At 53.3% G+C, this 14,045-nt stretch carries 10 protein-coding genes; 5 read left to right on the plus strand and 5 right to left on the minus strand.

The genetic code is table 11. From position 1 onward, the window contains the following. Positions 1–28 precede the first annotated feature (28 nt). The 5 genes from SR858_RS03535 to SR858_RS03555 all read left to right on the plus strand — a co-directional run bounded on the left by SR858_RS03535 (position 29) and on the right by SR858_RS03555 (position 6,299). Complete coding sequence (locus SR858_RS03535; protein ID WP_154820175.1) at positions 29–1,225, plus strand: IS256 family transposase; 1,197 nt, start codon at positions 29–31, stop codon at positions 1,223–1,225. Positions 1,226–1,319: 94 nt separating this feature from the next. Beyond that, the gene (locus SR858_RS03540; RefSeq protein ID WP_084670063.1) at positions 1,320–1,979 is read left to right on the plus strand and encodes a restriction endonuclease subunit S; all 660 of its coding nucleotides are present in this window, start codon (positions 1,320–1,322) and stop codon (positions 1,977–1,979) included. Between the two features lie 43 nt (positions 1,980–2,022). Next, positions 2,023–3,663, plus strand: a complete 1,641-nt coding sequence (locus SR858_RS03545) for an AAA family ATPase (protein WP_019923115.1) — start codon at positions 2,023–2,025, stop codon at positions 3,661–3,663. Further along, complete coding sequence (locus SR858_RS03550) at positions 3,663–4,523, plus strand: hypothetical protein (RefSeq protein WP_154819981.1); 861 nt, start codon at positions 3,663–3,665, stop codon at positions 4,521–4,523. The genes SR858_RS03545 and SR858_RS03550 overlap by 1 nt, the downstream gene beginning before the upstream one ends. A gap of 69 nt (positions 4,524–4,592) precedes the next feature. After that, positions 4,593–6,299: an ATP-binding protein gene (locus SR858_RS03555; protein WP_322534404.1), complete on the plus strand. Its 1,707-nt coding sequence runs from the start codon at positions 4,593–4,595 to the stop codon at positions 6,297–6,299. Between the two features lie 284 nt (positions 6,300–6,583). Here SR858_RS03555 and SR858_RS03560 read toward each other — a convergent pair whose 3' ends face one another. The 5 genes from SR858_RS03560 to SR858_RS27715 all read right to left on the minus strand — a co-directional run bounded on the left by SR858_RS03560 (position 6,584) and on the right by SR858_RS27715 (position 13,682). Next, positions 6,584–7,513, minus strand: a complete 930-nt coding sequence (locus tag SR858_RS03560; protein ID WP_084670061.1) for a restriction endonuclease — start codon at positions 7,511–7,513, stop codon at positions 6,584–6,586. Positions 7,514–7,564: 51 nt separating this feature from the next. Further along, the gene (locus tag SR858_RS03565) at positions 7,565–8,698 is read right to left on the minus strand and encodes a hypothetical protein (RefSeq protein WP_026637515.1); all 1,134 of its coding nucleotides are present in this window, start codon (positions 8,696–8,698) and stop codon (positions 7,565–7,567) included. Positions 8,699–8,722: 24 nt separating this feature from the next. Further along, positions 8,723–10,657 carry a UvrD-helicase domain-containing protein gene (locus SR858_RS03570; protein ID WP_051120345.1) on the minus strand — a complete coding sequence of 645 codons (1,935 nt, stop codon included), beginning with the start codon at positions 10,655–10,657 and terminating at the stop codon, positions 8,723–8,725. Continuing rightward, positions 10,654–12,987: an ATP-dependent nuclease gene (locus tag SR858_RS03575; protein ID WP_026637514.1), complete on the minus strand. Its 2,334-nt coding sequence runs from the start codon at positions 12,985–12,987 to the stop codon at positions 10,654–10,656. The genes SR858_RS03570 and SR858_RS03575 overlap by 4 nt, the downstream gene beginning before the upstream one ends. 368 nt (positions 12,988–13,355) lie before the next feature. Beyond that, a complete protein-coding gene (locus SR858_RS27715) occupies positions 13,356–13,682 on the minus strand; it encodes an AbrB/MazE/SpoVT family DNA-binding domain-containing protein (RefSeq protein ID WP_407654686.1) in 327 nt (108 codons plus the stop codon). Positions 13,683–14,045: the final 363 nt, after the last annotated feature.

Consider the following 14,045-nt stretch of genomic DNA (forward strand, 5'->3'; position numbering starts at 1 on the left):
CTTAACAAAACCACTTTGAGGAACCACAATGACCGACACCACTATCGCATTATCTGAGCTTGCCGAAAAGGGGGCAGATGCAGATTTCATCCGCCAGACGCTGCAGCACGCTCTGCAGCGACTCATGGAAATGGACGTCGAGGCGCTTTGCCAGGCAGCTTACGGCGAGCGCAGCGACGAACGTATCAACAGCCGCAACGGTTATCGGGACCGCGGCTACGAAACCCGGGCCGGCAAAGTCGACTTAAAGATTCCAAAGCTCCGTACAGGCAGCTATTTCCCCGGATTTCTCGAGCCGCGCAGGACGGCCGAGAAGGCTCTCACGGCAGTGATCCAGGAAGCCTATATTCAGGGAATCTCGACCCGCTCGGTCGATGACCTGGTCAAAGCCATGGGCATGACCGGGGTCTCGAAAAGTCAGGTATCACGGCTATGCGAGGAGATCGATGAGCGCGTGCAGACCTTCTTGAATCGACCGATCGAAGGCGATTGGCCTTATCTCTGGATCGACGCCACCTATGTGAAATCACGCCAGGCCGGCCGTGTGGTCTCGGTGGCCGTGATAATCGCTGTAGCAGTCAATACCGATGGCGTGCGCGAAATTCTCGGAGTAGCGACCGGCCCTTCGGAAGCGGAGCCGTTCTGGACCGACTTCCTGCGCGGTCTGACCCGCCGTGGTCTGCGTGGGGTGAAACTGGTGATCTCCGATGCGCATGAAGGCCTCAAAGCGGCAGCGAGCAAAGTGCTCAAAACGAGCTGGCAGCGCTGCCGGGTCCATTTCATCCGTAACGCGCTGGCCCATGCCGGTAAAGGTCAGCGGCAAGCCGTGCTCGCCATGATCAATACCATCTTCGTGCAGGACACTGCGGAGGCGGCCAGCGTGCAATGGCGCAGCGTCGCCGATCAGCTACGGCCAAAGTTCCCCAGGCTCGCTGCCATGATGGACGATGCTGAACATGAAGTGCTGACATTTATGACGTTCCCAAAAGCGCATCGGACGCAGATCCACAGTACCAATCCGCTTGAGCGGCTCAATGCCGAGGTCAAACGAAGGACCAACGTCATCGGCATTTTTCCCAACGATGGCGCCATCATCCGCCTAGTAGGCGCCATGATGCTCGAGCAAAACGACGAGTGGTCATTACAGCGCCGTTACATGCAGCTTGAAGGATTGCAGTCCTTGAGCGACAATCAGCCTGCACGGCTATCCGCTGTGATTAACTGATCGGGAACCCAGCCCCTCGAGAATTACTTCTCATACACCACTTCTGGGGACACCATCGCGACGTATTGCGGCCATCTTAGACAAGGCCGACAATTTGCGACGTAAACGGCAAGAATCTATCCGTCTCGCCGACGATTTCCTTCGGGCTGTTTTCATCGACATGTTTGGTGATCCAGTCACGAATCCCAAAGGGTGGCAGGTGCAACAATTAGCTGACCTCGGCTCTTTAGACCGAGGAGTTTCAAAACACCGGCCGAGGAATGACCCGTCATTGTTGGGCGGCAGCCATCCGCTTATTCAAACAGGTGAAGTGGCCAATTGTGATGGCTATATCCGAAGCTATACCAGCACCTACTCTGACAAAGGATTGCTTCAGAGTAAATTGTGGCCTGCTGGAACCCTGTGCATCACCATCGCTGCAAACATTGCTAAGACGGGAATTCTGCTCTTCCCTGCATGCTTCCCAGATAGCATTGTCGGCTTTGCCGCACCAACACATGCCACTGTTGAGTACGTCCGATTCTGGTTGTCATTTCTCCAAAAGACCTTGGAGGCTAATGCTCCCGAATCGGCACAGAAGAATATCAATCTTGCGATCCTGCGCAACCTTCGAGTTCCCGTCCCGCCGATTGACTTGGTCCGCAGATTTGCCGCTATCGTTTCGGCGACCGAGTCCATTCGGATTGCGCAACGGAAGTCAATTCAAGATAGCCTGGCTCTGTCGGCATCACTTCAGCATGAATTGCTCGCGTAGCTAGACATTATGTTCACATTCCATTAACCGATAAATCCCTTCTATGACTTCACTTATAAAGTCCATCTCGCTCAAGAACTTCAAAGGTTTCTCTGACGAAGTCCGCATCGAGTTGCGCCCACTCACCTTACTGTTCGGTGCCAACAGTGCAGGTAAGAGCAGTGTGTTGCAGGCCCTTCATTACGTGCGAGAGATCCTGGAACGGCAGAACATCAATGCCGATCGTACGCTTCAGGGCGGCGAAGCGATAGACCTTGGCGGATTCCAAAACCTTGTTAACGGTCGTGACTCGCAGAAGCAGATCGAGATTGCCGTCGCAATGGAACTTGGCACGAATTCCATTCCTGACCTGGTGCCTGATGCTTTCGAAGATTGGCAAACTAATGACGAAGACGTATGGTGGATGTACCAGACTCTCCAGAATATCCGTAGTGCAGTGAAGACCGTTGCCATCCGTCTTCGGGTCGGATGGAATGCGCAGCGTGAATTGCCTGTGGTGCAGGGCTACGAGATTGATGCAAACGGCGAGTGGTGTCTCAAGATTACAGCGAGCGCTGACGGACGTGATGCGCAGATGCGTATCAACCATGCAAATCCTATATTCATGGTGGATGGTCCGGACGGAGATCAACTTCTATCTTTGCTTAACGACTTCGTAAACCCTGAGGACTTGGGACAGCAAGACAGCGGCGGCTCTGAGCCGAAAGATACAAAGGGTTCTCCAGGCAAGGTTTCGGTCCTCCCGTCCGTATTCGATATGGTGAGCGAGGCAGGTATGGAGCGGCCGGGGGACGGTTTACGAGCCTGGCTCACTGGGTTCCGCGGCGCCCTGCCGAGGCTGGATCAATTGCTGTACATCCCAGCCCCTGGCGCGAGGGGGGCGCATAATGTCTACATGGTACGAGAGTTCACGGCGTTCCTTTCCTGGCTAACAGTGGGCCCAGCCCTCCTGTTGCGCGACCAATTGCGCCAAATGCGCTACATCGGCCCAATGCGTCGCATTCCGCCGCGCGGCTTCGAGGTGTCGCTCACGAAGAGTGATTCGGCATGGTCCGACGGGATGGCAGGCTGGGAGACGTTGACGACCTGCAGCAAGGATTTGGTGGAACGCGTGAGCGATTGGATGCAGTCCTACGATAAGCTCGGCACGGGTTACGCGGTCGAACGCAAGACGTATCAAGAATTTGATCCCAGTCACCTTGTGCCTCAGCCTATCGGACCGATCCGTAAACGTGCACAGTTAGTGAATGATGCAGGCCTCGTGCTACACCCACAGGACGTAGGTGTTGGTATCTCTCAGGTCCTTCCCGTGGTTGTGGCCGCTCAGGACGGCTCAGCTAGCGTGGTGTGTATTGAGCAGCCGGAATTGCACATTCACCCGGCCGTTCAGGTCGGTCTGGGGGACCTATTCATCGACGGCGCTGTGAACCAAGGGCTGTCGTTTCTAATCGAGACGCACAGCGAGCATCTGATTCTGCGCCTACTCCGCCGCATCCGCGAAGGAGTTGAAGCTGGAGGCAAGGTTATTGATCAGCCTCTATCGCCAGCCATGATAGGTGTCTACTACCTAAGCAAGCGGAACGGGGCCGTGAAAATCGACGAAATTCCAGTAACCACGGACGGCGATTTCGCCAAGCCTTGGCCTCAAGGATTCTTCGACGAACGTGGCGCGGAGCTCTTTTGATGTTCAAGGAAATCGCTATAGACCCGGCTGCGGTCGCTGCTTCTTACCTTCAGTTTAACCACATTATCGATCGGTTTGGCGTTCCAGAAGGACGACTGATCGCTGCGTTCCCAAGCAAGTGGAAGCGCCTCGTTTATGAAGCTGCGAGCGCTCAATTGAAAGGACACTTGGATCTCAAACGGATTGAAGAACGGCTCCGTATTCTGCCGGCAACTGCCTTCCTAGCCCGAGAACGACCAGGGCAAGGATGTGCAGAGGATTGGGTAAGGGCTGCAATTGATGAACATCGTCGTCTGCCATTCGAAGCAGTTATCTCCGCTGCAGCGGTAGGTGAGGCGGGATTTCTGCAACCTGATGACGTTTCGACTGAACATCCGAGTTTTGTGACAAACCGACAGTGGCACGTAAAACGGGACGCCGTTTTGATGGCGAACTGTTGTGGGCCAGTTTTGTCCAGTTCGCTCCACGTCAAGCTCATCGATCCGCACTTCGACGCTCGCGCACCGCGCTTTAAGCGCCCTTTTTTAGAATTCATACGGCGGGCGCGGCCAGGCACGACCATCGACATTTTCCGCGGTGATCACATGGATCGAGTCTACTTCGTGACAGGCATCGAGCGGGTACTCAATGAATGGAAACCTTCGGACATTGTTATACGCCTATTCCTGCGGCCACAGGGTTCGATGCACAACCGCTTCATTATGAGCAGCGCAGGAGGTGTTTCGTTTCATATTGGCCTGGACGATGACGCCACCGGCGAACGGCCTGAAGATATCGTGACGATCCTGCAGGCGGACGTCTGGTCACGTGAATGGAACGCATACTCAGGTAACGACTTTGTAAAGCAGTTGAATCTCTAGATAAAGTGGGGAGTTGAAGGAATGGGAGCAAAGACTGCACGTTTCCAAGTCGATTCTCGGTTAGCTCGCTTGCTGAGCCAAGAATACCCGTCTACTGAAAAGGCGCTCAAGGAGTTAGTCGACAACGCGTGGGATGCGGACGCCGAGAACGTCCACATCTCGCTTCCAGCACCGATGACTGATGCGCCCATTGTCATCTCAGACGACGGCTCCGGCATGACACGGGCAGAGCTTGAATCGCACTACTTGGCTATCGCGAGGGACCGGCGCGACCATCGTGGTGAACGAACAGCTGGTAAGCAACGGTTGGTCAAGGGCCGAAAGGGCATCGGTAAGTTTGCCGGGCTGATGGCTGCCGCCGAGATGACGCTCGAGACCCGAGCGCGAGGAATGCTCAGTCGCTTTACGCTGCGTATGAAGGATCTTGCTGGTGTCGAGGATATTGAGCACCTGCCGATCCAAGTCGACACCGAGCTTTGCGACCCTGAATCGCACGGCACTACTATCACCTTGCACTCACTCCATGGTGAATTAGCGTTCCCAGACACTGCGAGAATGCGGCAGGTTTTGATCTTCGAATATGGACGCGCAATGGAGTTTGCGGTCTACGTCGATAAGAAGTTGCTGGGTGTCGACGATGTTGTCGGCACTTTCGCCAAGCAGACGCTGGCCGTCCCCGGCGTCGGCCCCGTTGAGCTCAGATTTGCAATTGCCGAAGAGCGGTCGGCACAACGGCAGGCTGGAATCGTCTTGCGCGTGGATGGCAAAGTCGTGGGTAAGCCATCATTCTTCGGGCTCGATGAGCGCGAGGACTTTCCGCAAAAGTTGAAGACCAAGCTATACGGCGAAATCGAAGCCGACGGCCTGCGTGACCATGTAACCGCAGGCTGGGATAGCGTGATCGAGAACAGCAGCCTCTTGTTGGCTATCACCGAGCAAGTCCAGCCCATATTAATCGCGGCTTTCAAAGAGCGATACAGCCGAGAAATTCAATTAGCACAAGCGCGTCTCAGTAGATCCATCAAAGACCGGCTTTCTGCCATGCCCGAGCATCGGCGCGAGTTCGCAGATAAAGCAGTGCGGCGTGTACTAGAGCGTTTTTACGGCGACGAACCCAGCAAGCTGGAGCAATACGTTCACGTTTTGCTCGACGCGATTGAGCACGCCGAGTACGGTGCGGTTTTGTCCCACATCCATGACGCATCTCAAAAAGATGTGGTGGCTATCTCGGCGGCGCTGGACGAGTTTGGTATGGCCGACATGGCCATGCTGGTCAGTCAGGCCAAAGCGCGCATGCAGTTCCTCGACGAGCTTGAAGCGCTCGCAAGGAATTCAGAAACGCGGGAGGTCGAGATGCACAAAGCCATCGAGCATAACCTGTGGATTTTGGGGCAGACTCTCACTTTCTTCCGCTCGAACCAGACGCTGAGGCGCACGGTGGAGGAGGCGCTGGGCCGCAAGTATGACGGCGCCAAGGCTTCAGAGCGCCCCGACTTGTTGCTGAACGAGGATCTAAATGGAACGTGTCTACTGATAGAGTTCAAGCGCCCATCGCATACTTTGAACCATGGTGACTATATCCAGGCCATCAGCTATCGACATGAGCTGTCTAAGCACATGACCAAGCCCATTCGGGTGCTGCTGATTGGAGGACGAAGGTCCTTGGACTTTCCGCACGGACAGCGTGAAGCTGAGGTTGAAGCATTGACTTTTTTCGATGTCATTGCGTCGGCACGGCGAGCCATCGATTGGCAACTTTCGGTCAGCCAATTTTGATGAATTCTGAAATCGATGATGGCCTGGGCCGGAGCCCCGCAACCTCGGACGGGCAGGAAAAATTCGTCCGTTAACAGGCCGTTATGTTGGTTTTCATTACCCATGCGTTGCCGCTCTTCATATCAAAAATTGTTGCTCATCCTTCAAAGCGGATAATAATGCTAACATTTGTTATTTAATATAATGATAGTGATACGCCACCATTATCGATAGTTAGTTGCAAAGTGCCATTTTGGAATTTACCAACCCTTCATTCGACCAAGCAGCTCCCGGCTTGAAGGCAGCTAGCTTTTCTTGAGTGGCAGAATAGCGCGGAGACGCCTGACGAAACCGAGAGTGTCATTTTGAATCGCTTCTCTGACATATAATTCGAGCGTCGGTATGGACCGTCTAAGGCCATTTTTTCTGAATTCATATTTAGGATCATCGCTGGTAGGAAAGAAAAGATTTTCTATTTGCGGATCAATCGAGATCACTCTATCTACCTTAGGCAGGTCTTTGAGCTCATCGTCTTGGTCTAGGTTGCCGTCAGTATCTAGTATTAGGATGCGTTTGCAATCTGGCAGCTTTGGCAGCGTGCTTGCTAAATGGATCGCATTGAGCTTACCTCCTGCCGTTACTACTATCCAGTTCTCGACGTCTAGCTCTCGCATGAATGCACCGATTATGTCAGCGTCTGTCGCCCCTTCAACATAGATCTCGACATTATGATGACTCGCTTCTTGCTCACTAATGGAATCTTGCGTTCTCAGAGGGGCGTAAATTAGCCCATACAAAGAAGCAAACATGAGTTTGTTGCGAAGGACCACTTTCCAGCCGACTAGCTCTGCCTGCTCGACATCTGCAGCGTCACACAGAATGACGTTCAATTCCTTACCGAGAGAAAGTGCATCACTGCATTCCTCCGAATAGCCTGACCAGGATATGAAAAAACCGCAGGTTCCGCTGAACTTGCCATCTACCTTACCGCGAAAACCATAGACCTCGGAAACAGGTAATGGTTTTGCATGCCACTTTGCCTCAACCAAATACCAGCGCCCATCAAAGTAAATTCCCCCGTCGATTTGTTCGCCCGGCTTTTTGAATGGACGTTTAGTCTGCAGGTCCTCTGCCTCAAAAGCATCGTAGAGATACCTCTCAAAGTCGTAACCGCGCTGTCGCTTTTGCTCTGCTGTGAGATGTGTTGCAGGATCTTTTAGTTCGTTAAGTGTCATATAGGTGTATTAGGACTGAAGTGGATAACAGGCGCTGTAGCAGAAGCGTGATCACTCAACCGGCATAGGGGGTGCACCGAGCTTGGCCCGCAGTTGCTGCTCAATCGCTACTCGTTCCGCTTTAAGATCGACGTACTCCGCAACTTGGACGCCGAATTCTTGGATCGCTTTCAAGGCTTGCCAAGTACGAAAATCATGGAATGGGTTAAGCCCCATTACGTTTCCAAGCTCTTGATTGGAAGAGCCTGCAGCACCCACAATTTTCATAAAGTCCGCGCGGGCAAAATCTTGATTCCAATCGCGGACGTACATCAGAAGTGCAGCCAGCGCAAGAACGCTCGAAACATTGATGACCTTGTTTGACGTCGTTAACTTTAGGGGTTTATAGTTTATCGCGATGAATCGGGCCAGTTCGCAAGTCTTTTCATACTCCTCCTCAAGCATTGATGGATCAAAAGCGGACCGGCCCTGAAAGCGGCGAGCAAGAGTGCCCATGCGACTGTACTCAAGAAAGAAAGGATTGGGTTTCTTGTGAAAGGCTTCCGAAAATGCCCTGTATTCGGGATGCCTCAAAAGCTGTTCTCTAGCTACAGCAGCCCGCCAGCTGAATTTAGGACTCGCAACTATCCCAAGAGTCAGCTCGACTTCTTTACCAGGTTTAGAGTAAAACTTTTCCCGATAAAGAGAATGCATCCACTTGGGAAAGCGCGGGTCGAGCGTAACGAGAAACATCGACTGAACCTTCTTGTTGAAGAACCACTCTCTCATGTCTCGAATCGACTTGTGGCTGAATAGCGCCAATTCGATACCCGTGCCAACGAGCTCTCGCACTGCCTTTGTAATTGGCGAGTTCGAATCCGAAAATGCAACCAGATTCTCGGGCACAGTATTGGCCTTTTCTGTACTGCCAAAATCGCAATGATCCCGATGTTTAGGGTTGTTGAAGCGGAAGCAGGGTTGACGCAAGGGATTCTTGCTAGCGGTTGAATATGCCGCCTTAACCAGTTCAGCACCCGTTACGAAGCAACATGGGCATTGGAGGTCCTGCCGTATAAATGCGCGCCATGTCTCTGGAATGGCCTCCGCAGCCGAAACACATTCGCCGAACAGAGTTGAGAGGCGCTTCAGAACCTGTTCAACGTCTTCTTCTTTTTCCGACGATATTGAATACGCAGTTAATGGCATGATTTTCCCTGTGGCAAAAGAAAGTTAGCTCCACCTAGAAGTTCCAGAAGATTCACTTAAAGACAGAGTCGCTTCAAGAAAGGCGTCGTCTACAATACTTTCTGGTGCAAAAAGTTCAGAGCGCTCGACGCAAGCCTTCGCTACCGCGATATTGTGGACGAACATAACAACAGCGAGGTCGCGTGTGGCACGTGAGCAGCAGACATAAAAGAGGCGTCTAGTGCGGTCAATTACGTTGTCCAGACCAGCCGCAATGTTTTCATCATCTGTATCTGACAGAGGCGCTATGCCGAAGTATTTTTCGTAGGAGAACAGCCGTTGACCTTGGCCTTCCGCATCATCGATTATGACTAGCACCCGCTCGAACTCTGCCCCCTTCACGCCTTGCTGGGTGGCATATGGCGAAAGATCTTCCAGGTAGTGATGGTAGGCGCCCAATTCCCCGATACGACAGTTTAGAAATGCCGTTACTGCTGGGACCTCAGGGTCATCATCGGCAGCGAGGGTCGCAGGATCAGCCTCCAAATATTTGGTCCATGATTCGTCGAGCAGCATTAACCCATTACGCGAAGCAAAGAGGAGCACATCTAGGAATGTCACATCACCCGACAGTACGAGGCGGGCAATTTCCTCTGTGGAGGTTTGCAGTGCCCTGAAAATATCGGGAGCGTTGCCACCCGCCAGTCCAGCCGAACTCAACTGGTGGCATTCAGCACGCAGTAAGCTCATCACCTCGAAGCCCTGATTATTCCTTACCGCGTTTGCCAAAGGTAGCAAGTAGGCTAGGAAAGGCTTTAGTGGCCATGAAGTGCCGTCCTTAAGTCCTTCCTTGATGCTGGAGGGGGCTCTGTCGTTTAACGCTGCGTACAAGTTGGGAAAGCCGAGTCGAGTTGCGGCCATGCGATGCACGACCACCAGTGCTCGGACGTCTGCTGCGCGATCTCCGCTCTCCCAACGCTCGTCATGGTTGGTCAGTCGCATCCATTTCCGAACCTTTGCAATCTTCGCTGAGCGGTCCTCGTCGACAGCAAGTAGGAAAATTCTCGCCGAACCTTCTAATGGAACCTGAACTCCATCGACGGACATCATCCGACCACGAGTCTGCACCAGTCCATCACCTAATTGGCGCACTGCGTTCACGACGCCAAGCACGCGCTGCGGGCATCTGAAGTTCTCCGGTTTCGTAATCCTTCGCCAATCATCGGGCGCATCAATCACGCCGGCACCATCCGCGTATATTTTCTGCATCGGGTCGCCAAAAAATCCTAGCGAGAATTCGACCGAGGTGGTCTCGGCTATGCCGCGCAAAGCGGCGACGATTTCCGGCCGGGTATCTTGACTCTCGTCGACGAACAGCACGGGGTAGCGACTTGCGATAATGTCGCGTAGCAGCTGGCTTTGGTCGATTAGCTTAACTGCTGCGGCAATGACGTCAGAGTGACCAAGAACACCACGTCCGAAGTCGCTGCCCGCACCATACTTGAAGTGTGTTTGGTCTTCTATAGTCTGAAGATGGCTCTGATAGCGGGCGATCTCTGCGAGTAGTTGAACGCGCGTGGCCGCACGAGTCCTAGGCTTGTCGTGATGTTCTTGTGCTTCGGCGATTTTTTCATGGATGCGTGCTATTACCCAGATTTTCAAGTCGCTTTGAAAAGGTCGCACTACCGACCACAAGAAACTGTGAATCGTCGATACGTGAAATAGCGGATCGTTCCCTACATCGCCCCAAATTTCATTGACTGCGACTTCCGTATAGGTGATACAGGCGATCCGCTGGCCGTGCGTCTTGAGTTCTTTTCTTCGCGTTTGTCCTAAATGGTCGAGTGCCTTCACAAGAGAGGTAGTCTTTCCTGAACCAGCACCAGCAACCATCACGAAGCTATGTGGGGGACGCTCGTCCAGACAGGCGCGCAGATCCAGATCTGCCTGCGTATCAGGCTGTCCGATACGCCGAGTCATGCTGCGGCATCCACATCGCCGGCGGCGACCTCTAAAGCGATAGGCGGTGAGGGTGCTACTTGTGCCTCAAGCCATACCAGACCCTCAGAGATGTAGCTCGGCACTTTCCATGCAGCGGGATCGTGGGCCAGCAACGCTAGCGCAAAGTCAGTTTTATGGAAATTCGCATTCTTGACCTTACGATACAGGCTCTCTGCGACTCCCTCGATGTTCAGCCGGTTGCACCCCTTGACGCGCAAACCAAGGTCTTTGCGGTCGGCATCCTGGCACCACGCCAAGTTTTCCAATGCAAAGGCTTCCTCTAAAGTTCTGCCGGTCCTGTTCTCTGTTGTCTCTTGCCAAGTCACCTCGATCGGTGTTTGGTAAGAGACGCGGACGAGTGCGTCACCGCCTTCAGCCCTCGGTTGGGTACGCTGATCGATAGTCGCAGCGAGCAAGTTGGCAATAGTGTGGCACCCTGGAAGCCATTTGATCAGCGTTTGATTCGACGTGAGAGCTCCTACTTCATGGACCATGCAAGCCTTGCGCCCACGTCGAACCGACTCGGCCTCTTCGGCTTCTTCTGTTGCGTTGGGAGCCGCGTTGGCGTAATCGTCATCGGCTGGCACCTCGTGTGGTAGCTGAGGAGCATCCGCACTTGGAGGAAACACGCTATCGATATCGGTCACAATCAGGGAAGTTAGGCCTAGAAAGTCGATAAGGCCTTTGAATCTATGGCCGAATGCGCCGCCGATCTCAAGAATGCTAAGGTATGTCGACTGCAGTTGCGGCGCAGCTTTTGCGATCATCTGAGGCATCAGAATCCGCTCAACATTTCCTTCCACCAGAATGGCCGCATCGGCAAAGAATATGTCGCAATGCGTTAGCCTTAGGTAGCGCTCAAGGAAGTCTCTGGTGCGGTCAGCAGGATCGCCCGGATCGTTGGCTATCTCGTAAAAGGCCGCCATACTGAGGACTTGAGACCGCTGCACGCCAGCATCAGCAGCGCGGCGGAAATACCGAATGGGCCGAAAGCCCCGCTCGAAGAGCACGTGCGGTGAATGTGTCGAAACAACCAACTGACTCGTGCAGTACGGGGCATCTTCCTTTGGCACTGCGAGTATATCCAGTACCTTCCGAATGAAGACCTGCTGTAGCTGAGCGTGCAGGTGTGCCTCCGGCTCCTCAATAAAGATCAGATGCAGAGGCGGACGGTTTTCCTCGATGTCCAACCATCTAGCATGAACGTCAAGCAGTTCGACGACCATATAGATCAGATTCTTGAAGCCAAGGCCGTTGTACCGATCCGGCAAGGTGGCTGTATTAACAGCTCTACCCGATGCCCCCACAGCGTAGTGGACACGAGCACCTTCATGACTGCTGAGGATCGTTGCGGGATTCAGCGCGGTCTTGATAAGAAGTCGAGGATTGTTGACGCCTGGATAGCCAAGGTGGGCAAGTCGTTCCAGCGTGGGTCCAAAGACTCGCTCCAAGTGATCGTTGAGCAACGTCTCGGACTGATACAGCGCACGTTGGGCTTCATGGTCCTCACCGCTCTTTTCAAGGTTTCGCTCGTAGAAACGACTCAAGCAACGGGATAGGTCTTCGGATCTGGCCCCTCCATTGGAATCGGACAGATGACGTTGGGCATGCAGACAGTCTACCTTCACTAGGCTGGCCAAGATGTCTTTACCACTGCGCCCTTTGTCTGGCATCAAGCGCAGAGGAGTGTAGCCTTCAGCGGAATTGAGATTGTCGTCGAACTGCGCACGGTCAAGAACGTAATAGCGTAACTCGAAATCTCGCCAAAGGCGATCGCCTGTAGCATCTGAAAGGAAGTCGCAAAGCGTGCGAGGTTGCGGGTCGTACCCAACTTCGTTCCCAGCAGGTGCCGCAGCAGGTTCTTGAGCTTGTCCTACAGGTTGCGCATTAGCGAGCCTGGCGCTCGCTCGCGTCTCTTGGAAGCTGGCTCTTAAAGCTGGCGCATCTAATGCGACGAGTTCCACTCGAACTCCAACTTGGCTGCCGTGCCACGCTAAGTTCGGTAACAGGTCAACAACCCGGTGAAGATCGGCTGCTTGGACGCCAAACCAAATATCGATGGAAATGGTTGGCAATTCGACGCCGTCGACTCCCTCACCAAATGCATTAATGGCATCCCAGCACTCGGAGCTGAAGTCATGAAGTGAGAATCGACTCCGAGAGGCGGCAGTGAACAATTGCAGGGCATGTGCCGCTGAAGTCTTGCCGCTATTGTTGGCTCCCACGAAGATGGAAATATCAGATGCTAGATCGATGCGGGCGTCTTTAAGGCGACGGAAGTTACGAATCCAGACGGTCTCGATGTGCATAATCTCGCTTTTCTCTGTGAGGAACGGCTAGTTCAACGATCTCTATCGATTTCAACGGTTGAAGGGCAGGGAAAACCAAGGCTGGCATCCAGGTCGATCACAAAATTGGTTGGAGATTCGTCAACGTCTACTCCTAGCCGTACGTGGCCAAGAGTCTAAGCATAACATCTTGCCCACGCGAAAAACTCACGAAATGTCACCTTTAGCAATTCGACAAAGGAATGTCTTATGCGCCTTAGCGATAGCGGATAAAGGACGGCTCGCGTCACCAAATAATCGGCATCACGCTCGGACAGAGTTGCTATACATTGCCATCGAATAAATTTATTACACCCGTTCTCCTTTTCTAGGTCCTGAAGTGAATCTTCTCACCACCTCGCATCTGGCTGCCTAATTTCCAGCGGCATTACTTGCCCTTCCGACATGTAGATGAGTCCGTTGCACGGCGTCAATCGGATGGTGCCGTCGTCCATTAGTCGGCAGGCAATCTCATCCCCAACCCGCAGTCCTGCCGCCTCTAAGATGGCCTTTGGTATGCGCAGCCCGCCGTCAGAGTTCCCCCAGCGCGTCAGTCTTGCCATAGTCGTCTCCAAGTGAAAGTATATACAAACCCTACACTGCGAAATTGGTTCGACCTGAGGGCGGCTGGCCTGCTGAAATGAGCCTCGAGCGCGGTAACGTTCGTTTAAGCGCATGTTGAGGTAGCAAACTTCAATGTTGGCCAGGCAGTCGACGTGGCGTAGACGACCATGACTAAATGATAGCCTTGCCTCGCCGCCCCTGACGCTTTGTGACGATGCCAGCGGTCAAGCTGGTGCCTATCCAGTCGATCAGTTCGGTTTCCGCCTCCAAGCGCCGCTTACTCCGTTGAAGTCGCTCTCATTCAGACGTAAACATCTCGTAATACCTCCATGACTGAGCTGTTGATACCCGCAACTCCAAGCCGCATTAAACGCAGCCTCAATAATATTGCCTAATAAACATATTGCCGATATGATTCAAGAGTGGTGCTGCTATGTTTCACTCGGCTGCCGCCTGCTTTCCGTGTTAACCATTCT

Source organism: Duganella zoogloeoides, from assembly GCF_034479515.1.
GTDB lineage: Bacteria > Pseudomonadota > Gammaproteobacteria > Burkholderiales > Burkholderiaceae_D > Rugamonas > Rugamonas zoogloeoides.